The organism is Streptomyces albipurpureus, assembly GCF_023701525.1.
GTDB classification, from domain to species: Bacteria; Actinomycetota; Actinomycetes; order Streptomycetales; family Streptomycetaceae; genus Streptomyces; species Streptomyces albipurpureus.
Genome location: NZ_JAMQAW010000091.1, coordinates 64,868 through 84,651, shown reverse-complemented (window position 1 = coordinate 84,651; position 19,784 = coordinate 64,868). Strand labels below are relative to the sequence as shown.

11 protein-coding genes and 1 pseudogene are annotated in these 19,784 nt (G+C 68.9%); 9 read left to right on the top strand and 3 right to left on the bottom strand.

The window, feature by feature from the left end; translation table 11 throughout:
• Positions 1-619 precede the first annotated feature (619 nt).
• Positions 620-787, bottom strand: coding sequence for a hypothetical protein (locus tag NBG84_RS37350; protein WP_250924165.1), 168 nt, complete (start codon positions 785-787; stop codon positions 620-622).
• Positions 788-1,396: 609 nt separating this feature from the next.
• On the opposite strand from NBG84_RS37350, the pseudogene NBG84_RS41720 reads away from it, so the two are divergent.
• Positions 1,397-1,603 (top strand): annotated as a pseudogene (locus tag NBG84_RS41720) (hypothetical protein); the annotation flags it as partial.
• On the opposite strand, the gene NBG84_RS40910 reads toward NBG84_RS41720, so the two are convergent.
• Positions 1,562-1,684, bottom strand: a complete 123-nt coding sequence (locus tag NBG84_RS40910) for a hypothetical protein (protein ID WP_285368796.1) — start codon at positions 1,682-1,684, stop codon at positions 1,562-1,564. The pseudogene NBG84_RS41720 and the gene NBG84_RS40910 sit on opposite strands and share 42 nt — an antisense overlap.
• Before the next feature lie 267 nt (positions 1,685-1,951).
• A complete protein-coding gene (locus tag NBG84_RS37345; RefSeq protein ID WP_250924164.1) occupies positions 1,952-3,259 on the bottom strand; it encodes a DUF4240 domain-containing protein in 1,308 nt (435 codons plus the stop codon).
• 619 nt (positions 3,260-3,878) lie between these two features.
• On the opposite strand from NBG84_RS37345, the gene NBG84_RS37340 reads away from it, so the two are divergent.
• The 8 genes from NBG84_RS37340 (at position 3,879) to NBG84_RS37305 (ending at position 19,665) form a co-directional block, all read left to right on the top strand.
• Positions 3,879-4,955, top strand: coding sequence for a chitinase (locus tag NBG84_RS37340; RefSeq protein WP_250924163.1), 1,077 nt, complete (start codon positions 3,879-3,881; stop codon positions 4,953-4,955).
• A 427-nt stretch (positions 4,956-5,382) separates the two neighbouring features.
• Complete coding sequence (locus NBG84_RS37335; RefSeq protein ID WP_250924162.1) at positions 5,383-7,731, top strand: coiled-coil domain-containing protein; 2,349 nt, start codon at positions 5,383-5,385, stop codon at positions 7,729-7,731.
• The gene (locus tag NBG84_RS37330; protein WP_250924161.1) at positions 7,728-8,291 is read left to right on the top strand and encodes a hypothetical protein; all 564 of its coding nucleotides are present in this window, start codon (positions 7,728-7,730) and stop codon (positions 8,289-8,291) included. The genes NBG84_RS37335 and NBG84_RS37330 overlap by 4 nt, the downstream gene beginning before the upstream one ends.
• 164 nt (positions 8,292-8,455) lie before the next feature.
• A complete protein-coding gene (locus NBG84_RS37325) occupies positions 8,456-11,230 on the top strand; it encodes a hypothetical protein (RefSeq protein ID WP_250924160.1) in 2,775 nt (924 codons plus the stop codon).
• Positions 11,230-14,718, top strand: coding sequence for an Hsp70 family protein (locus tag NBG84_RS37320; RefSeq protein ID WP_250924159.1), 3,489 nt, complete (start codon positions 11,230-11,232; stop codon positions 14,716-14,718). The genes NBG84_RS37325 and NBG84_RS37320 overlap by 1 nt, the downstream gene beginning before the upstream one ends.
• Entirely contained in the window at positions 14,718-16,568 is a 1,851-nt protein-coding gene (locus NBG84_RS37315) for a hypothetical protein (protein ID WP_250924158.1), read from the top strand. The genes NBG84_RS37320 and NBG84_RS37315 overlap by 1 nt, the downstream gene beginning before the upstream one ends.
• Positions 16,565-18,115, top strand: coding sequence for a hypothetical protein (locus tag NBG84_RS37310; RefSeq protein WP_250924157.1), 1,551 nt, complete (start codon positions 16,565-16,567; stop codon positions 18,113-18,115). The genes NBG84_RS37315 and NBG84_RS37310 overlap by 4 nt, the downstream gene beginning before the upstream one ends.
• Positions 18,112-19,665, top strand: a complete 1,554-nt coding sequence (locus NBG84_RS37305) for a coiled-coil domain-containing protein (RefSeq protein WP_250924156.1) — start codon at positions 18,112-18,114, stop codon at positions 19,663-19,665. Before NBG84_RS37310 ends, NBG84_RS37305 begins: the two co-directional genes overlap by 4 nt.
• Positions 19,666-19,784: the final 119 nt, after the last annotated feature.

Here is a 19,784-nt window from a genome sequence, read left to right as displayed (position 1 = left end):
CTTCGACCTCGCCGACTACGGCATCATCGGCGACCTCTTCACCGTCATCCCCCAACTCACCACCCACATCAAAACCCACAAAAACTAAACAACTTGGCTCGACCTATTCAGTTTGCGCCTCGGCGGGTCGGCTCGTCGGGCGGGTACACAGGGGCCGGGTCGTTCCGGGGTGCGTCATGGGGGATCGCGAGGCCGCCGATACCAACGTTGCAGAGTGGGGCCGCGAGCCGAGGCCCACTGTCAGTCTCTCGCCTTCGTTCCCAGGCGTTCCGACGGTCGGACAGTCCTGCGATGCGACTGCACCAACCTCATGGTCACCGCCGACGCGTTCCCCACGCCATGGACCGCCCGCGCGTTTCCCGGCGGCGGCCCGGCCACGCACCCGGCCCGACGTGGTCCTGGCCGACAAGGCATGTTCCATACCCTCGGTCCCCGACACGCTCGGTCCGCGACCAGTTGCGCAGGCGGCATTTGAGCAGTGATCCCGCCCCGGAGAACCAGCGTGATCGGGGGATGCGCCGCGGCAGTCGGGCGGCAGGCCCTCAACCTCCGACCGCCCGATATCAGAGCAACGCAACACCGCCGACCGGTACATCGACGTCTCAAGCCCGGTGATCCGCTAGGTCGAGTGTTGCTGTGCCCAGTCGGAGGCACCGCTCGGCCGCGCCGCAGCTCGGACGGGATCACCGGTTCGGTTGGGCTGTTCCACCTCGAAGTCGTGACCAGTCAGGCCGGTCTCTTCCTCAACGATGCAGGCGATGCGATAGGCCAGTTCTGTCACTGCCAACGCCGCCTCCCCGAGTAGCGGTAGCGGACCTCGATGCTGGCCGTTTCCCCGCAGTAGTCGAGTCGTACCCTCCCCGGCGGGCCAAGCGTCTCAAGGGGCAGGCTGTACAGGTACTCCTCAGAGTCGACAGGCCCGATCTCCCGCGAGACTCGATCCAGCCCACGGGAGGAGACCGTCTTCGACGGAGTAGCGGCCCAGCCACCGACGTAACTCGGTGGCCCCCCGTGGGGGCCACCGAGCCCTGCTGCCCAGGCGGTACTCACCGGGCTCAGGACCATTCGATGCGGAAGCTTCTCGTCCCTTCGGTCGTCGCACCGCGGAGCACCAGTGAGGCCGAGCATCGACCGCGACGATGTACCAGATGCCGCGGGGCTGCTTGTCTTCGATGACGAGCAGCACGTCCACCTGTGCACCTCCACTGCCGAGCGCTGGCTGGGACTCATCCAGGAGACCCGTCCCGAGCCTGGTCGCCGCTACCCGTATGCCCTTCAAGCTCTGGTCAACAAGGTGCGTACGGCCGCGTTCGGTGCGCAGGTGCGGTCCCGGGTGATCAGCGACACCGGGCAGTGGGTCACCCTCAGCGCTTGGCGCGAGAAGGCTGGGAGCGGGATGCCCCATGGCGGTGGTGCGGGCTCGACCGCCGACGAGGGTGCACCGCTCATCTATGTGTCACTGGCACCGAGTCAACCGGGTGAGCTCACGGCCATCGTGCTCGATGCCTACGGCCTCACTCCGCGCGAGCGCGAAGTCGCACAGCAGGTGCTGTTGGGCCGCTCAACGGCCGAGGTGTCTGCCGCACTTCACATCGGCGAGTACACGGTGCAGGACCATCCGCGGAAGGTCTTCGACAAAGCGGGTGTCCGCAGCCGCCGTGAGTTCACCGGCGAGTTGTTCCAACGCTGCTATCCGCCCGGCTCGATGACCCACCACTCACCAAAGACGGCCGGATGCGCCGACTCGATGACGCACCTGGTCTCTGACAGCCGCGGTCGGCCCCTGTCGTCAATCCCGCCGAGTCGCCCCCGCCTGCGCGCGGAGCCATGCGGCCCACGGGGCGCACGGCGAAGGCCACGGCGCCACACCGACCGCCGGGGGCCTTGCTCCACCTCCCTGATCAGTCGCGGGAATCCTGCAACCGATCAGCCGTGGGGATCCAGCAACCGATCAGTCGTCCAGGTCCAGGAAGAGAGCCGCCAGAGCGGGCAGTCTGCGGCGCATCTCGTCATCGTCGTCAAAGTCGAAGTCCTCACCCATGTCGGGTTCCGCATCATCCCCGGCTCGGACGACGGACTCCCACTCCGCCTCGCTTCCGCCGAGCAGGGAGAACGCCCGGAATGCCGCGTAGTTGGTTTCCTCGTCGAAGACGACCTCTTCCAGCAACTCAGGCTCACCGTCCTGCGCTACGGGATGCTCCGCGAAACCGTCCGGGGCCGCGAGAACACGTTCGTACCAGAAGCGGCCCTGGGCGATGACACCCGCCCGGAAGTCCATGAAGGAATCATCCGAGCACCCGCCGCCTATCAGATAGGCGGCGGCCCACACATCCCAGCGGTACAGCGCTCCATGCATCGCGGTGAAGGTCAGCTCATAGGCGAGGACCGTCTCTTGTGAGGACGCGGCCAGCGTGTCCACGAGAACGGACGCGAAGGGCCGATCGGGGGTCGCTTCGGCTCGGGCCAGCTCGATGAACTGCCAGAAGTCTTCGAGAGGGAGGGGCTTGGGGTCGGCAAGGTTTGTGATCACCCTGCCCACTGTGACAGAAGGGGGTGACGGTCGGATCAGCGAGTCAGTCTCCACCCCCGATTCGAGGCGCGCCACCAGGTGTTTCCCGTCCGGTCCAGGGGTCTGGAAATGCTCTGTCGAGGGCCGTCCCGCGAGCTGCCGCAGCCCCTGACCACCGGCTGGTGACCGGATCTCCTGGTGAAGTGTCCGCACGATCTCCAGGCAGTGGGGATCGGGTTCCGCCCACCCCGACGACCGCGCCAGCGCAAGCTCCACGGCGGCCACGGCCCGATCCGGTACTCCGAGGCGCAGATACATCCGCCCGAGCAGGGCGGCGGCGACGGCGACGGCGATCGATGGATGCGCGCCGCCGGGGCCCGCCTCCCATGCGCGTACTGCGCGCTGTAGCTCGGTGAGGCCGGTGACTGCGTTTCCTGAGTCCCAGAGCGCCCTGGCAGCTGAGGTCCCGTAGCCGCGCCCGACGTCCTCATGCTCGACCCGGGGATGCCGTCCGGAGGTCTGGGCGGCTCTGATGACGGTGTGCCGTGACCGCTTGTCGTCAGGGAAGGCATCGAGCCGGCGGGAACGCTGGAGACCGGTGTGGTGTTCCAGACTTACCCGGGAGGGGCCCGACCGTTCTACGACCAGGGTCACCGATGCTCTGGAGGGTGCGGGTCGCTGCCCCTCGGCAGCTGCGTTCCCGCTGTCCTGGAAGCTGTCGGCGGAGGTCGTCAGAGTGGAGGGGTCCACGACCCAGAACGTGACGGCGAGCGTCCGCCAGCGCCGCCCGGGCCATGCGAAGGAATGGATTCCGCAGACCGGACGCAGCAATGGTTCTCCCCCCGATTCCCCCAGGCATCGCAAATCGGAACCTTAACAGCGCTTTGATGACACGGTAGTTGAAATCGACATGCCGGGCAGATGACTTCTCCGGGGATCCGTTCTCCCCGGTCAAAGGTCATTGCCCACGACTCCTTCACATGACCCGACCGCAACTTTGGTCCAGACCTATTGACGGCAGGTCTGGACCAACTTACGGTTTGCCGCATCGCATCGCGTACGTCTTGAGACCCCCACAGTCCAGGAGGTGAGCGTGCTCCACAGAGCTACCCCCCTCGTGCCCCATGGCTCTCTGCCCTCCGGCTCTCCCCAGTCGTGGCAAACCTGTCTCCCGCCGCCAGGATGATGTCGACACCCGCCCCCAGGTGATCGATCCCCACCGCGTGCCGCCCTCCCCCCTGGGCGGCACGCGGACATCCACACAACATCACGCCCCCCACGTGCCATTCACCCCCCACCACTCACCGAGAGCTCCATGGACCCGCGGAGAGCAGCCGCCGTCACCCAAGGAGCCCGAAGGGAGCACCGTATGATCGGTCGGACGTTACGTCTTCTGGGGTCCGCCCTGGCCATGGCGTTCGCGGTACAGATGGTGACCGCCCAGGCGCCCAGCGCCGCACCCAGCGAGCAGCCGGCCGCGGCAGCCGCCGAAACCTGCGCGGTCAAGTCCAAGCCCGCGGGCAAGGTGCTCCACGGTTACTGGGAGAACTGGGACGGCGCCTCCAACGGCGTGCATCCGCCTCTCGGGTGGATACCGATCACGGACAGCCGTATCCGTGCCAATGGCTACAACGTGATCAACGCGGCCTTCCCGGTCATCCGCTCGGACGGGACCGTCCTGTGGGAGGACGGGATGGACAACACGGTGAAGGTCCCCACACCCGCCGAGATGTGTCAGGCCAAGCAGGACGGCCTCACCATCCTGATGTCGATCGGTGGCGCGGCCGCGGGCATCGATCTCAGCTCCAGCGCGGTCGCCGACCGGTTTGTGGCGACCGTGGTGCCGATCCTCAAGAAGTACAACTTCGACGGGATCGACATCGACATCGAGACCGGTCTCGTGGGCAGTGGCAACATCAACCAACCCTCCGCCTCACAGGCCAACCTCATCCGCATCATCGACGGGGTGCTCGCCCAGATGCCCCCGAACTTCGGTCTGACCATGGCACCGGAGACCGCCTATGTGACCGGTGGCAGCGTGGTCTACGGCTCCATCTGGGGCGCGTACCTCCCCATCGTGAAGAAGTACGCCGACAACGGCCGGCTGTGGTGGCTGAACATGCAGTACTACAACGGCAGCATGTTCGGCTGCTCCGGTGACTCGTACTCCGCCGGGACGGTCGCCGGCTTCAAGGCCCAGACGGACTGCCTCAACCGGGGCCTGGTCATCCAGGGCACCACGATCAGGGTTCCGTACGACAAGCAGGTGCCGGGTCTGCCGGCGCAGCAGGGCGCGGGCGGTGGCTATATGTCACCGGGGCTCGTGGCTCAGGCGTGGAACGGGTACAACAACGCCCTCAAGGGACTGATGACCTGGTCGATCAACTGGGACGGGTCACGAAACTGGACCTTCGGTAAGAATGTGAAGACGCTTCAGGGCCGCTAGTCCCGAGTGAAGTGAATCCGCGATCCTCCCCCGCGCTGGACCGGAGCCGAATGTCGGCTCCGGTCCAGCGTCGTTCTGGACTCCCCCCACCGGCTCGTCGGCGGATAGGTCAACAGGCACCTCTGTCGCGAGACGCAACGGTTCGCTGACAGCGGTCCCTGGAGCGCGGGACACCGACCCGCCCGTCGGCGGATTCCACGTCGCAACGCCCCTCCCGCACCCCAGAGACCGCCTCCTAGGCCCTGCCCACCCCCGCGGTCGGCTCTCTATGCCTACGTTTTAGGTTCAACCGATAGTCCGGATGGCCTGATCTATGGCGTAATGGTGACCGGCTCGGCTCGGAGCGTGCTGTTACGCCAGAGGTCGGGTGAACGTGCCCTGTCCGGGGAAGGCGGGGCGTGGGGGAAATTCCGGACTGGGGGGTTCGATGGCCGGCAGTGATGTACCGGTGGCCGGTCCGACGGCGAGCAATCCCGTACAACTCGCCGACGAATTACGTGCGTTGGCGGACGATGTCCGAGTGTCGGTGCACCGGGCGGCCCTGGAGGAGCTCGCGGACGACATCACCGCGCCCGAGCGGCTCGCCCGCTGGGCAGGTACGGATCTCATCTCGGCGTATGCGGCGCCGAATGTGTTCCTGGCCGTACCGGCGAGCGCACGGGCGGCGCGGAGTTCAGCGGAGTCCCGGGGAACGGCGCCCGCGGTAGGTCCTGTTGGCGGTGGGCGGTCCGGGGGGTGGCCGGCTCGTCGAGAGCGGTGGGCGCGCTCCTTCTCCGGTTGGGCCGGCGCGCTGGTCTTCCTTCCGCTCTTGGTCACCTGGGCGGGTCTGGGTGCGGCCGCCTGGGCCTATCAGAGGATGCGGGAAGCGGGTAAGGGCGGCACGGAGTCGTTTCTCGCGCTCTGGCAGCAGGGCTTCGCCGGGGAGCTCTGGGCGCCGTTCCACTTCGATGTGATGGTGTTGTACACCGTTCTTGCCCTCAGCGGGCTGATCGCGGCGACTCGGTTGCGAAGCCGCCAGGAGCAAGCGGACGACGCTGCCTCCCGGCTGTTCACAGCGCGGCTGTCCGGGGCTCTTGCACAGGTCCAGGCGCTGGCGTCCGGTGCGGCGCATATGACACCCCTGCGGTTCGCGCAGGAGTTGCAGGGCGCGGCCTCCAGTCTCAGGACGCTGGGCGAACTGGCGGGTTCGGTGCAGCGGGAGACCGGGGAGCTGATCGAACAGGCGCGTGAGACCGCGGCTCTCACCCGGTCGGCGGCGAAGGCGCTGGGTGAGGGGGTCACCGGTCTTCGCGCCGCCGCCTCCGCGGTCGAGGCGTCCGCCAACAGCGCGTCACGGGCGGCGGAAGGCGCCGGCAGGGGCGCCGAGGTGCTCTCAGGTGAGGTCGTCAAGGTTCTCGACGAGATGGGCAGACAGGTCCAGGAGTCCGCGCGGACGGCCGCCGGACAGTTGGCGGCAGCGGCCGACGATGCCGTACGCCGTATTGCTGACGCGGCCGATGAGGCGGCCACCCATGAGGAGAACGCGGTACGTCAGGGGGTCGGTCTGCTGGACCGTACGGCCGAGGCGATGGGTGGGACCGTCGATGCGGTACGGGTGGCGCTTGAGGGGGCGGTGGCCGAGTTGGCCGGCGCGGCCGATCGGCTGAACGGCACGGTGGCGGCGCTACCGGAAGCGCTGGAGGTGTCGGCCGCCGATGGCGCGGAGCGGATCGGCTGGGCGTATGACCGCGCTGTGGTGGCGCTCGCCGTCTCCCTGCGGGGGGACGCGAACGCCGTGGCCGGCGAACTGGGCTCCCAGGTGGATCAGTTGCGTGAGTTGACGCGGCAGCGCGAGGACGCCGAACTGTCCGCCCGGATGAGTCGAGAGGAGACCGAGGACGGGCTGCGGGCGGCGACCGATGACTTCCGTCAGACTCTGCACGCGGTCGCGGCCCTGGTCGAGGAGACGACGAACCGGGTCGTACGGTCCATGCCGGCTGCCGAGCCGTCACCGCCCGCGGACGGTCCGCCCCGCTGGGGCGTTGCCGGTCATGGTGCGGCCGGGCTCGATCTGTCCTACGACGGGACCTCCCTGCCCGGCGAGGCATCGATCGAGGACGAGTACCCACCTGACCTCGACGGCTTCGACGAGGGTGAACGCCCCGGCCCTGGCTTCCCCGCGAACGATTCGTTCGTGCCCCAGTTCCTGCCGCCCGATACGAACGGCCACAGGCCCGGCTACGGCTACGCGCCCGGGGTGGAGCCGCCGCTGGTCGCTGGCTTTGGCGATGGGGGCTCCGGATCGGCCGAAGGCCTTGCGGCGAGGACAAGCGCAGCAGATGGGTACGGAGAGAGGCGGACCGGCGGTCGGGTCCCCGAAGAACCCGTCTCCGACGTGGATTCCCCCCTGGATCTGCCCGACTTCGCCGAGGTCGGCGGCTTCGGTCCTGAATGGGAGAGTCCGGTAGGGCCGGTGGAGGGCGGGGTCGGCCAGGCGTTGGAGTCGGGTTGGGACGAGTGGGACTCGCAGGCGCCTGACGATCCGACCGTTCAGTTCGATCAACGGGGGACGGGGGATCAACGGAACACCGTCTCCTCGGACCCGGTCCCCTTGGAGCAGGCGGAGCCCTGGGACGCCGTTCCCCCCGGGTTCCGCGGTTCTGACGGCCCGCGGGATGCCGTCCCCCAGGGTCGAGAGGGGCCACCAGGGCGGGCCTTCGACACCGGTAGGGGCGATGGCAGCGAGGACCAGGCCGAGACGGAGCCCGTCATGGGCACCGGAGAGGACCAGCGGTGAAGCGGCGCTCCGGGAGCAGTGTGGTCCATGCGGCGGGCTGGCTCTTCGCGGATCTTCTGCTGGTGATCACCGTGATCGCCCTGGGTGGCCAGTGGACGGCCCCGACCACCGCCGACCGGGCGGATGGTGAACCGTCCGCCTCCCCCGCCCCAGCGGTATCGGCCTCGCCGACCCCCTCACCCAGGGTGTCAGCGGCTCAGCCCGGACTAGACCCGGATAGCGAGGAGTTCGATGTGCGGGGCGATGCCCCTGGCTTGCTGGCCAGAGAGGCGGCGGCCGTACGCGACATCAGGGACGAGGTGGCCAAGGGCATCAGCGCGTACCCCGGCAAGAGGGCCGCTCTCGTGATCATCTGGGGCACGGCCGGATCCTGTCGGACCTGCCCGGTCACCGACAACGCCAGCCGGGATTACGCGCGTGCCATCGGCGCCCTGCTCCCGTCCGTATCCGCCACGTTCTTCCCCGCCTACCACGAGGAGATCATCCGCGGCTATCGCAACACCAGCGGGGACCGCGAACGGGGACAGGCGACCATCGAACTGTTCTTTCTGCGTCAGTGACCGGACGGCAACGCGGGCGCAGGAGCGTCGCCACCACGGATTCCCTTGTTGCAGGCAGCCCCGCCGACCGTGGTGGTCCATCCGGTGCGCTGGGCCTTCTGACCATATCCACGGGCCCTTCGGGCTCCATCCGAGCACAGAACGGAACGAGGAGGACACCTCCCTTGGCGCCACAACTCAATCTGACCGAGCTGCGTCGCTTCGCTGACGACACCCTCGCGATGCTCGAACAACAAGAGATACCGGGGACCCAGGAGGCCCACGATCGACATGCGGAGGTGATGCGGTTCGTCCTGGAACTCCGCGACCGGGTGCGCAAGCCAGTCACCTTCGGTGTGGTCGGTGAGTTCAGTGTGGGTAAGTCGCTGCTGTTGGGATCGGTGCTCGGCAGACCCGATCTCCTCCCCGTCGAAGATCGCAAGGCCACCGGCAACATCACCGTGCTCCGGCTGCGCCAGGCTCCGGCGAGCGGCGCCGACGGCATCGACGAAGCCACCCCTTCGGCATCCGCCGAATCGGGCCCTCACCAGAACACCAGCCCGCCGCGGAGCACCCGGACCGCGCCCACAGCCGAGGTGCACTACCTCAGTGAGAAGCGGCTGCGGGCCTGTGTCCGATCGATCATGACCGATCTGGCCGACGGCATGGACGAGGACCATCCCGTGCTGGGCGCGGGACATGTCCTGGGTGACTACGATCCGCTGACCGACAGCCGTGGCTGGGGGCCGTTCGATCAGTGGATCTCCTGCCTCTGGCCGGCGAACACACCCGACGCACCGCAACCGCTGATCGATCCGATCCAGATCTCCGCCACCCATGTGGCGGCGGCGACCGAGCTCTGCCGTATCCGCGACGCCCTACTCAGCCAGACCGATGTCCTGGGCACGGTCCAGCACGTCAGCACCAAGGTGGTGCGCGAGGCACTCGACCACGGCACCGAAGAACGCATTCCGACGAGCAAACCCCGCCCGCGTATCCAGCCCTTCAGCGCGGCCGAGGTGGAGAAGAACGCGGAGATCCTCGCCCGGAGTTTCATGCTGATCGAGCGGGTCGTCTTCGATGTCGAGGTGTCACCCGAGCACTGGGAACTCCACCAGCTCCTCGCCGAGCACCCCTTGCAGTTCCTCGACTTCCCCGGCATCGGCGGCGCCGGCTCCTACGGCCGCGATGTCCACCTCAGTCGGAGCGAGTTGGCCGAGGTACACACGATTCTGGTGGTCCTGGACTCGCGCAAACCCGGGGGCCGGGGGGTCGAGGAGTTCTGGGGCATGCTGGTCAAGGACGGCCGCCCGCCCGAGGCCCTGGCCAAGGCGGCGCTGGTCGCCGCGAACAGCTTTGACCGGGTCCTCGTTCCCACCCTGCCGGACATCGAGCTCCCCAAGAGCGAACTGCTCCAGCGCTCGGACTCCCTCAACGGCATCCATGTGCACTCGGACAAGTTCGTCAAGGGCAGGGAGTCAGCGGTCGTCGCGACCTCGTCGGTGTCCGCGATCCGCCGGTACGGACTGCCGTACGCCGAGCTCTCGCAAGGCACGCGCGACGTGATCGAGGACGCGCTCCAGAAGCTGGACCAGGGGCCGCATCCACGCTGGGAGAGCACCGCCGCCCGATTCGATCAGGTCGATCCCCAAGGTCCGTGGGGTCGACGGCTTCGCGATGCCGAGCACGACGGCGGCATCAGGGCCCTCCAACGACTGATCGAGAGCCAACTGCGCTCCAATGGGACCGAGCAGAAGGTCGAACGGGCGGAGGCCTCCCGGCGCAAGTTGTGGTCGGCCCTGCTGGCCCTCCAGTACCAGATCCGGCAGGAGAGCTCCGACGGCGATCCCGGAGCGGCGGAGTACAACCGGCTCCTCGATCAGATACGGCGCTTCCGGTTCCTGGTCGACGCGCTCCTGTCCCAGCTGCGGGATTTGCGCGGCGGAGTACCGGACGCGGCCCAGGAGCAGGGCTCCGGCACGGACACCCAGCTCCCGCAGGTCGTGCGGGAACTCCCTCCGCCGCCCAGCCTGGCATCGGCGGCCGGCCAGGTACTTGAGGAGGTCTACGACTGGGCCGAGTGGGAGCAACTGCTGCTCCGGGCCCGGACGGACAAGAAGGGCCTGGTGACCAAGAGCAAGGCACCGACCGCGTCACCACGAAAACCGCTGCCGGGACGGAAACCGGTGCAGATGCCGACGGAGAGCGCGGCAGACACCTCGAAGGGGTACATCACCCGGTTCACCGCCCTCGTCGCCGGGCGGACCGACCAGGCGGAGAAGGAGCTCAAGCAGTGGTTGACCAGTTGGCAGACGGCCTGGAAGGACACCTTCGAGGAACTGCGACTCTGGTTTGAGGAGCCCGGCACGATCCCCCTGCTGGAAGAGGTGTTTCTGGCGTACATCGGTGATGCCATCGAGGTGGAGAACCGGCTGGAACAGCTGTGGAACGCCTTGGACCCGCAGGATGTGGTCGAACGGCAAGCCGCGTCGCATGCCGCAGATCCCCTGCCCGAGGAGGATGTCGCGGAACGCTTCCCGGCTCAGGCCGATCACGCGCTGCCCTGGCACCACGGGGTGCGCGACCTCGACCCCATGACGGAAAGTCAGGAACGCCACCCCCAGATGGTCACGCAGTTTCGGCTGTACGCGGCGAACACCGCGGCCTCCTTGGTCACCGACAGGCTGAACCGACTGCTGAGCGCACGCGTCGACGCGCTGATCGGGTTCTACAAGGAGACGGCGGTGTTCCTGCCCACGGACGACGACATCCGACCACCGCGCTCGGAACCCCCGGAGCCCGACGCGCCCGATGGGTCCGGCGGACCCACCGCCCCGGACGGCGGGAGCGGCCAGGACGGGCCTGACGGCCCAGTAGGACCCTCCGGCGCCGGCCAACCGGGGGAGGCACCGGGCCGGCAGCCGATTGACCAGCTGATCAGCACCTGGAGGAACGCCTGATGGCCGAGCCCTATCTCTCCTTCCGCGCCCCCGAGTCCTCCATAGCGCCACCCGGCCATGTGATGCGCACCGGGGATCGCACCTTCCGGCTCTTCGAGTACGAGGGCTGCTATCCGCTGCCCATCGTCACCCTGCACCCCAACCACGAGCCGGGGCAGACCTACCTGGGCGTTCAACTCCCCGGCCGCCTCAAGCTCGCTCCGGTGGGAACCGCCGAGCTGCCCCAGGGGCTCTTCCGCGCGGTCAAGGGAGCCTGGTCGGCTCAGGGCGAGGCGCACAAGACGGTACTCGGCGATCTTGACCTGGTGCGGGACGCGGTCGTGGAGACGGCCTTCGTCCATCTCAGTCCACGCCGGCCCGGTAGCGCCGCACGCGCTCTGCATGAGCCGCTCTACGTCGACGCGTTCTGGGAGATCGACCTTCAGAACGCCAAGGGCAAGTCCGTGATCGGCGCCAGTGTGATGCTGGAGTTCGCGCCTCCCGGTGAACTCCCGCAGGCGGCGCCGGAAACCGACTACGTACCGGAGTTCCTGCCACTGCGGGAACCGTCGGACAACCACTACCAGGAGTTCGTGGTCGTCGACTTCGGTACCAGCGCATCGACCGTCACCCTCCAGGACACCGGCTATGTCGAACGGCACTCCGTCGATCCGGCCCAGAGCATGGCGCTCGGGAGCTTCCTCACCGAACTCCTGACGCTGCCGGACGACTCGGCCGAGACCAAGGGCCCGGGAGCCGTCCCCGCCGAGTGGCGGGTAGCCGTCACCGAGATCCTGGACGGCGAGTTGACGCTGCGGGGGTCCACCGAAGAGAGGATGACGGGCCGCAGAGCCCTCGCGCTGGTGGCCGAACACCATCCGGAGGCGGTTTCGGCGCTCCACCTCGCGGTGGAGCACGCCATGCACAAAGGCAGCAGGCAACTACGGTCGTGGCTGGTCCCACGGCTCCACCAGGGCTACACCAGGGTGACCGACACACCCCCGCTCCGACTCCATGAGCTGCGCCCGGTGCCCTTCCCCGGGCCCAAAGGAGTGGACACCTTCGCACCGGCGAGCTCACTGGTGGAGATCGTCGACGACGCACCCGACGCGGTGCCCGGCGCCTTGGAGTCACGGGTGTTCCGGCTCTCCGAGGAACAGGGGGCCATCACCGGGCTCAAGCGGATGGTGATGCGGGCGAGGATGCCCGAGGTGCCGGACTCCGATCTGTCGGCCGTCCATCTGACCCAGCACCTCTATCTGGAGCTGGTCAAAACGGCGGAGCGGCTCACCGCTGACAAGAACAACCCGGGCAGCAGCGTGCAGACCGTGGTGGTCACCTATCCCACGACCGTACTGCCCGAGGTGAAGCGACGGCTGGGGCAGTTGGTGCGTGCGGCGTTGGGCGCGCCTCGGGTGGTCACCGACTACGACGAGGGTCTGGCCGCCGGGCTGTTCTTCGTGATGCGGGAGCTGTCCGGTAACCAGAACCTCGGGCTGGAGGCGCTGCGCGCCCGCTCGCGCCGGGTGACCAGGACGCTTCCGCCACCGCGCGACGCGGCCGACGCCCCGAGCGGACCGGCTCGAACGATTCCGATATCTCCGGCGACCTGGCATCGCACCATGCTGGTCATCGACATCGGCGGTGGTACGACGGACATCGCGCTGCTCCAACTGGTGCTGGTCGACCAGACGCCCGATCGGCCCGAGAAGGACGAGAAGGTCGCCGGCCGTCGCTACCGGTTGGAGCCGACCCTGCTCGGTTCGACCGGTCATGAGCAGCTCGGTGGGGACCTGCTGACGCTCCAGGTCTTCTACTGGCTCAAGGCGGTGATCGTCGACGCGCTGCGCATCCGTGGCGAGGGCGACCAGGAGGAGGACTCGGGGCACCGCTCGCTGGCGGCACAGATCTGCGACCAGGCGGGCCGCAATCTCGACAAGGTCGTGGACAAGAACATCAAGGAGACCCTGAACGACTATCTACCCACCTCCTGGAGCACCACATCGCCGCATCAGGTGGCGGGCGGCCCACGGAACAGGTTCCGTGGGCTCTGGCGGCTGGCGGAGGCGAAGAAGCGGGCCCTGAGCGCCGCCGACGGCCAGAACGTCGAGCTGGAGATGCATGAGTTGACCGAGATCGTGCAGGGCGCGTCCAAACGGTTGGATGATCCCACCGGTGCGCTCGCCCTCGATCCGGGCCAGTTTCGGAAGCTGATGCTTCCGGTACTTCAGCGGGCCGCCGAGATGGGGGCGGACCTGGTGCGGACGACCTTTGCGCGCGAGCGGGAGAAGATCGCCGCTGCCGCAGCCGCGGGCCAGGCGACATGGTCGGAGCCGGTACTCGATCAGGTCGTGCTGTCCGGGCGCACCAGCAATATGGCGCTGGTGCGCGAAACCGTGGTCGATGTGTTGTCGCGGGCCGACTCGGGAGCTCAACTGAAGTTCGGTTGGAATCCCCTGGCCCTCTCCATCGAGACGGGCTTCGCTGCCAAGCAAGCGACCTCGATCGGCGCTGGCTGGGCGCATACGGTGCGATCGGTGGCGCGGGTCAACGAGACCCGGCGCACCGAAGAGCAGACCTCGCACCCTCGGATGACGGACCTGGACATCGAGACCCATGGGCTGTTCTCCAGCCTTCCGTGCGATCTCGGCCCGCGGGCGGGGGCCATGCGACCCGTGGTGTTGCTGCGGGCAGGTGAGCCGTTCATGGAGTTGGACGAGCGGGGCACGCTCGGCATCCGGTCCGCCTGGAACCTCCTGCCGCGGAAGGTGGAGTTGCACCGGATCACCTCGGCTTCGCGTTCCATCCAGTGGGGGAGCTTCGATCTGGAACTCGCGGCGGAGGGCAGAGACGCCATCGACCTCTCCCATCCGGCGTGGCACCCCCTGCGGGAGAACGGGGTGCACTATCTGATCGAGGTCGACCAGGAGTTGGATCCGTACATCCTGTTCTGCAACGGACGTCCGCATTTCTTCGTGGATGAGACCAGACACCATATGAAACTGGCGGAGCTGGTCGCCGGGGCGTCCTTTGAGCCCGATCTCGGACGCTGCCGGCTGCCGGGCCGGCTCTGCGTCTCCACCGAGGACGGCGGGCTCGCGGAAGTCTTCCCCGAGCCGCGCCCCGGCGCGGAGGACTACTACTTCACCGAGTCGTTCCACCCCGATACCGACACCACACAACACAGGGTGCGAGGTCGGACCGCGGTGGTCCCGGTGCCGCCGATGGGAGGGCAGTACGAGTTCCATCTCGACGACGGCAGCGGCAACCCGGTGCCGTTGGACACCCTGCCCGTACCGGAGGCGGCCGTCCATGGCCAGCAGCGGCTCCATACTGCGGCCTTGGACGCGCGGGGCAACCTCTCGGTGTTCCGTGGTGCCGTGCCCTTCGCCTCGGCCATCAACCTGGTGGAGGTCCAGACCGAGTCCGGGCTGGTCTACCGCAAACGCATGCACCGGGGACGGCCGGAGTTCAAGGACGAGTGGGACCCGTTCAGCGGAGGGCACTGATGGACGACTTCACTCCCCTGTTCCAGGAGCGCGGAGCCGGTCAAGGGGCGCCACTGGCGGCTCGATCGCCGCAACAGTTGCTCGGCGACTTCTCGGTTCGGGTGCTGCGGCTCCTCGAACAGCCATCGCCCAGCCGTGCCATCCTGCTCGACGCGCTGACCGCTTGCTTCGGCGGTCTCGACCAGTCGCCCTTCGACGAACGCATCAGACGGGACCCCCACAGCGTCCACTTGTTGGAGGCCGCGCAGTGCCTGGGCTATCTCATCCGGGCAGGCAGACTCGCCGAGGACGGACCGACGACGATCACACCACCGGAGTCCCTCCCCAGCGCCGGGGGCTCCAGCGCCCCATCGGTCACCGTCGCCGTAACCGGCGATGTCACTGAGCCCGGCACAACAGAGCCCGGTGGCACCGAGGCCTCAGCGCCTTCGCTGACCGGCGGCGATGGGGCGGCGCAGCCGCTACCGACGGAGAAATCACCGTCGGTCGAGATCGAGGACCAGGCCGGAACGGACGACGACCGGCCCTCATCGCCGGGTGGAGCCGGATCGGAGGCGGGAGCGGCGAACGGTGACGAGCAGGACCGGTCGGCGGACAGTGCGGCGCAACCCACCGGGAAGGCGCTCTCGACCGGCACGGAGACCTCCGTACAGACCGCGCGGGGGGAGGCGGAGGAATCGAAACCCTCCCCGCCCGACGGCGCGAGACTCCCCACGGACCCGGAGGTGAACGAGCCGGCGAAGAGGCGGCGGGAGAAGGAATCGCAGGATTCCACCGGCCAACCGCAGAACGCCTCGGTCAACGGCCCCACGGAGAAGCGCCGTACCACCACCACTCGGCAGACAAGGACCCGACCGACCGTCCCGGACCCGCTGCGCGACGCGGTGAAGGAGCAGTACCAGGCACTGCTCGACGATGCGGCCGCGCGCATCTGGCTGGACTCTCCCGTGCGTATGCTCAAGATCCCACTGGCAGAGCAGCCGAAAGTCAGCCAACCCGTGACGGCGGGCGACTACTGGCGGTTGTCCTACGCCGCGCTACTGCGGCTCCCCGATGAACAGCGTGTCCACTGGCACGAGCGGCTCTCGGGTGCGGCGCAGGCGGTGCTCGGACTGCGCAGTGCCAGCGAGCGGTCGACTCCACCCCTGCACGAGGACCTCGGTGACCCCGATGTACTCATTCCCGCGCTGCCGGGGCACTGTGGGCCCGTACTGCTGAGCCTGCGTCCGGCGAGCAGTCGAATACTGCCGGCGGGCATGCCCCCGGAGATCATGCACGCAGCCGGTTTGAAGGGTGGCCCAGCCGCCTGGTCCGGCAGCCAGGAAGCCGTGGAGTGCCGCCAGCAATGGGCCGTGCGCGCCTATCAGGTGCTCCAGTTGGCGAAGCTGGATCCGCTGCTGATGCTGCGGTGGATGGGGCGGAACGCCGCGGTTCACACGGGAATGGAGGACTACTTCCCGCAGCTCCTCGTGGAGCGTCTGAAGCTGCTCACGGCATCGCAGAAGTCTCCCGACCCGGAGAACCGCTTCCGTAGTGAGCACCGGCTCGACGCCTTGATCGGATCGGTGCTCCATGCCACGCCGGCGTCGGAGGAGAGTTGGTGGTGGCGGTGGCGGGCGGCGGCCTGGACCGAGTTGGCGAAGTCCGCCGCGAAAGCGGGCTACACCCTCTCCCAGCACCCGGAGAATCTGCAACGCGACCAGCTGATCAAGCTGACGAGCGAGGGGGACGAGAACAACGTCACGGGCCGGGACGGCGCGCCCAGGCCGCTGCAGTGGGTGCTCTACGCACTGGCCCGCGCGCAGGACGGCACGGGCATCGGTGCCGTGATCATCAGGCTTCAGCAGTGACCGCCGCCCGGCCGGCACCCCCAACCGTGCCGGCTCGATGGGTTGAGGCGGCGCGGTTGCTGTCCCGTACATCGGCGGGGCGGGGCGGCGGGCTGACACCCCAGCTCGCCGACGACGCGGCCGCGGTCCTGCGCACCCGGACCCCACCCGGCTCTTCAGGGGGTGCGCCGGTGCGGATCGCGGTCGTTCGGCGACTGGCTGACCCTGGTGTGGTGGGACTGCTCACGGGCCGCCCGGTCGGATGGGCGGGCCCGCCGGATCTGCTGGCCGGTGCGATCGGCGGGGGACGGCGCGATGTGCTGCCCCTGGCCATCGCGGCGGGGACCGCTCCGGCCCGCCTGGACATGGGGCCGGAGCAGCGAGCGGTGCTGGAGCGGCTGGCTCGGCGGTTGTTCGCGGACCCCGGGCTACCGCCCACCACCGCCGGGTGGCTGCGTGCGCGGCACCGAAGCGGTGAACCGTGGTTCCAGGCCGAGCCGGGTGACCTCACCACGGCGGTGTTGTGGCGACGTGTCCAGGACATCGCGGCCGGGGTTCCCCTGGAGGAAGCCTCGGCACTGGAACCGCTGTTCGCCCGACCGGTCCGCTGGCTCGGTGGCCCCCGCGATCGACTGGCGGTACTGCCGTCCGACGGCGCGGGCACACCGGTCGAACTCCTCGATGTGCCCGGCGGATCACCGGGCGCCGCAGACGCCGCCAGCGCGGCGGTACGGCGTTTGGTCGGCGCCTGCCATGGCGTCCTGTTGCTGTTCCCGGCGGCTGATCTCTCCCTGGACGCGGGAGCAGGTGCGGAGGGAACGGTGGAGTGGCTGTTGCGGTGGACTCGGACCCTTCGGGCGCATCCGCACGGTCCTTCCCCCCTCTATATCGCCACGGCCGACCGCAGGGCGGGCGCCGCCGGCATGCCGGATACCGCCAGCTGGCTGAGCGGACGGCTGGCGTCGGCGCTGGGTGGGCCCCGGCCCCGGGTCCATGCGGTCGCCATGGCCGAAGCACAGGAGGTGGTGGCCGTCCTCACCGCGCCCCGGGGCCCCGGTGCGACGTCAGTTGGCGCACCTCACCGACCGGCCGCGCTCTTGGCACAGGCCCAGGCTGACCGGGTCGGCAGTGGACTCGCTGAGCTGACCGATCAGGTCACCTCGTTGGTACGGGAGCGAGCCGAGGACCTCGCCGGCCTGACCCGGCAGCGGCTGGCAGCGGCCTTCGACGACACCCGTCTCAGCTGTCGGGACACGGCATTCACCCGGCAGTGGCCGCTGGCACCGCTCGATGGGCATACGCCCTTTCCCGACGGGGTAGACGCCCCGCTACCGGCGGGGGGCGGGGCCGAGTTGTGGGACCGGTTCGAGAACGACACGGTGGGTCTTCTGACCGCACGAGCAGGTCGGCGGGGACGCCGTTCGCCGCCGACCGACGACCGGATGCCCAAACCCCCGCGGACACCCTCAGTCCCCGCTGCTCCGGTGAGCTCCGGTGCTGCCCGACCGCTGGACCCTTCCCCGTTCTCTGACACCTGGCCCCAGGGCCGGGAGGAGGATTCACCATGACTCTCGTGCTCGGTGTGCTGCTGGTGGCGGCGCTTGGGGTGATCGGCGTGCTGTTCCAGCGGCAGCGGTCCGCGCTGCCGCCCTCGGGCGGCCCCGTACACCAGGGCCACACCATCCCGTATCAACCGGCCCCGGCCCTCCCGGACCCGGCGCTGACCGGCAGGATCGGCCAACTGGAGCGTGAGCTCGCCCAGCAGCGGGCCGGCGTTGAGCGGGCGGCGGGGGAACGTGATGCCGCGCGGGTCGAGCGGGACCAGGCCGCGGCGGCACGCGATGGTGCCCTGGCCGAACGGAGTCAGCTCGCGGCCGACCGTGACCGGGCGGCGGCGGAACGGGACCAGGCCCAGTTCCAGGCGGTCAAGGCCACCCGTGACAAGGAGCGGGCAGAGGACGATTCGGCGCGGCTGCTGGAGCAGATGGAGCGGTTGCGCACCGAGTACGAAGAGGCCCACCAAAGGGTGCTGGAGGAGGCTGAGCACGCGCGGGAGGCACAGCAGAGGGCCGAGGACAGCCTCAGGGAGTTCGACCTCCACGAGGACGACCACCCGTGGCTTCCATCGGATCTCCAACAGATGCGGCTGATCTCCGCGGGGGGTGCGGTGGAGCCCTCCCTGCGGGAGTCCGACCGGCCGACCCCCACCGTGCCGCAGCAGCTGTCCCTCAGCCAGGACGCCACGGCGGACACGCTCCTGGACGGCGCCGATCTGGGCGGGGTGATCGTCCGGGCGGCTTCGGTCTGTGGCGACCGGCACCGTAGGAGGCAGCAGCACCGACGAGACGCGGTGCTGCTGCGGGTACCGGTCGGTCTGGGCGGATCGGCACTGCTGAGCGCCGTCGCCGCGGGTGCGCCCGATGGGGCCTGGTCGCAATCGGCCGCGGCACACGCCTGTCGGGCACTGGTCACCCAGGTCCAGAACCAGGCGGATGTGTTGGCTCCTTGGCTCGCCGGCCCCACCACGGCCCGTGCCGGCGACCAGGAACCTCCCGCGGAGGACCTTTCAGGCCCGGCGGCGGCGCTACGACTCGCCCTGTCCGATGTGCGGCGCGCGATCCAGGTAGAGGCGAAGAGCCGGGGTTGGCTGTCGGAGCGGGGCACGGCCGATGACCGAGCGGTGGGAGTGGCGCTGACGGGTCTGCTCTCGCCGCTGGGCGACCGTGAGTCCCGGACCCATCTGGCCTTTGGCGCTGGGGACGGGATGGTCCTACGGCTGCGGGACGGCGAGTGGTCCACGGTCTTTCCGGTCCAGGACGCCGGGCCCGGTGGTGGGACACTGCCGAGTGCGGAGGTCGAGTTCCGTTGGGACCCGATCCCCACCCAGCAGGGAGATCTGCTGGCGGTGTGCTCCAAGCCCACTGCCGAACTGCTGCTCCAAGAGGTGACGGGAGCCTGGTTCGCGGAGCGCTGGGCCGGCCGTCAGCCGCGACTGACCTCCTTCATGCTGCATGTGAGCGCCCGTATCCGCGCGGCCGTCGAGGATCGCAGCCTGGTCTGTGTCTGGGACTACGGCAATGCGGCCGAAGCCGAGCGGGTGGCTCTCTCCCATCGCTGAGCCGGTGAGGGCGGCACTCGTGGTGTCCCGTTGACGAAGGAGGTCACCGCGATCGATGCGGTGACCACCTGCCCATGAGCGCCCCGGAGTCGGGAGAGGCTCACGGACTCCGGGGTCTG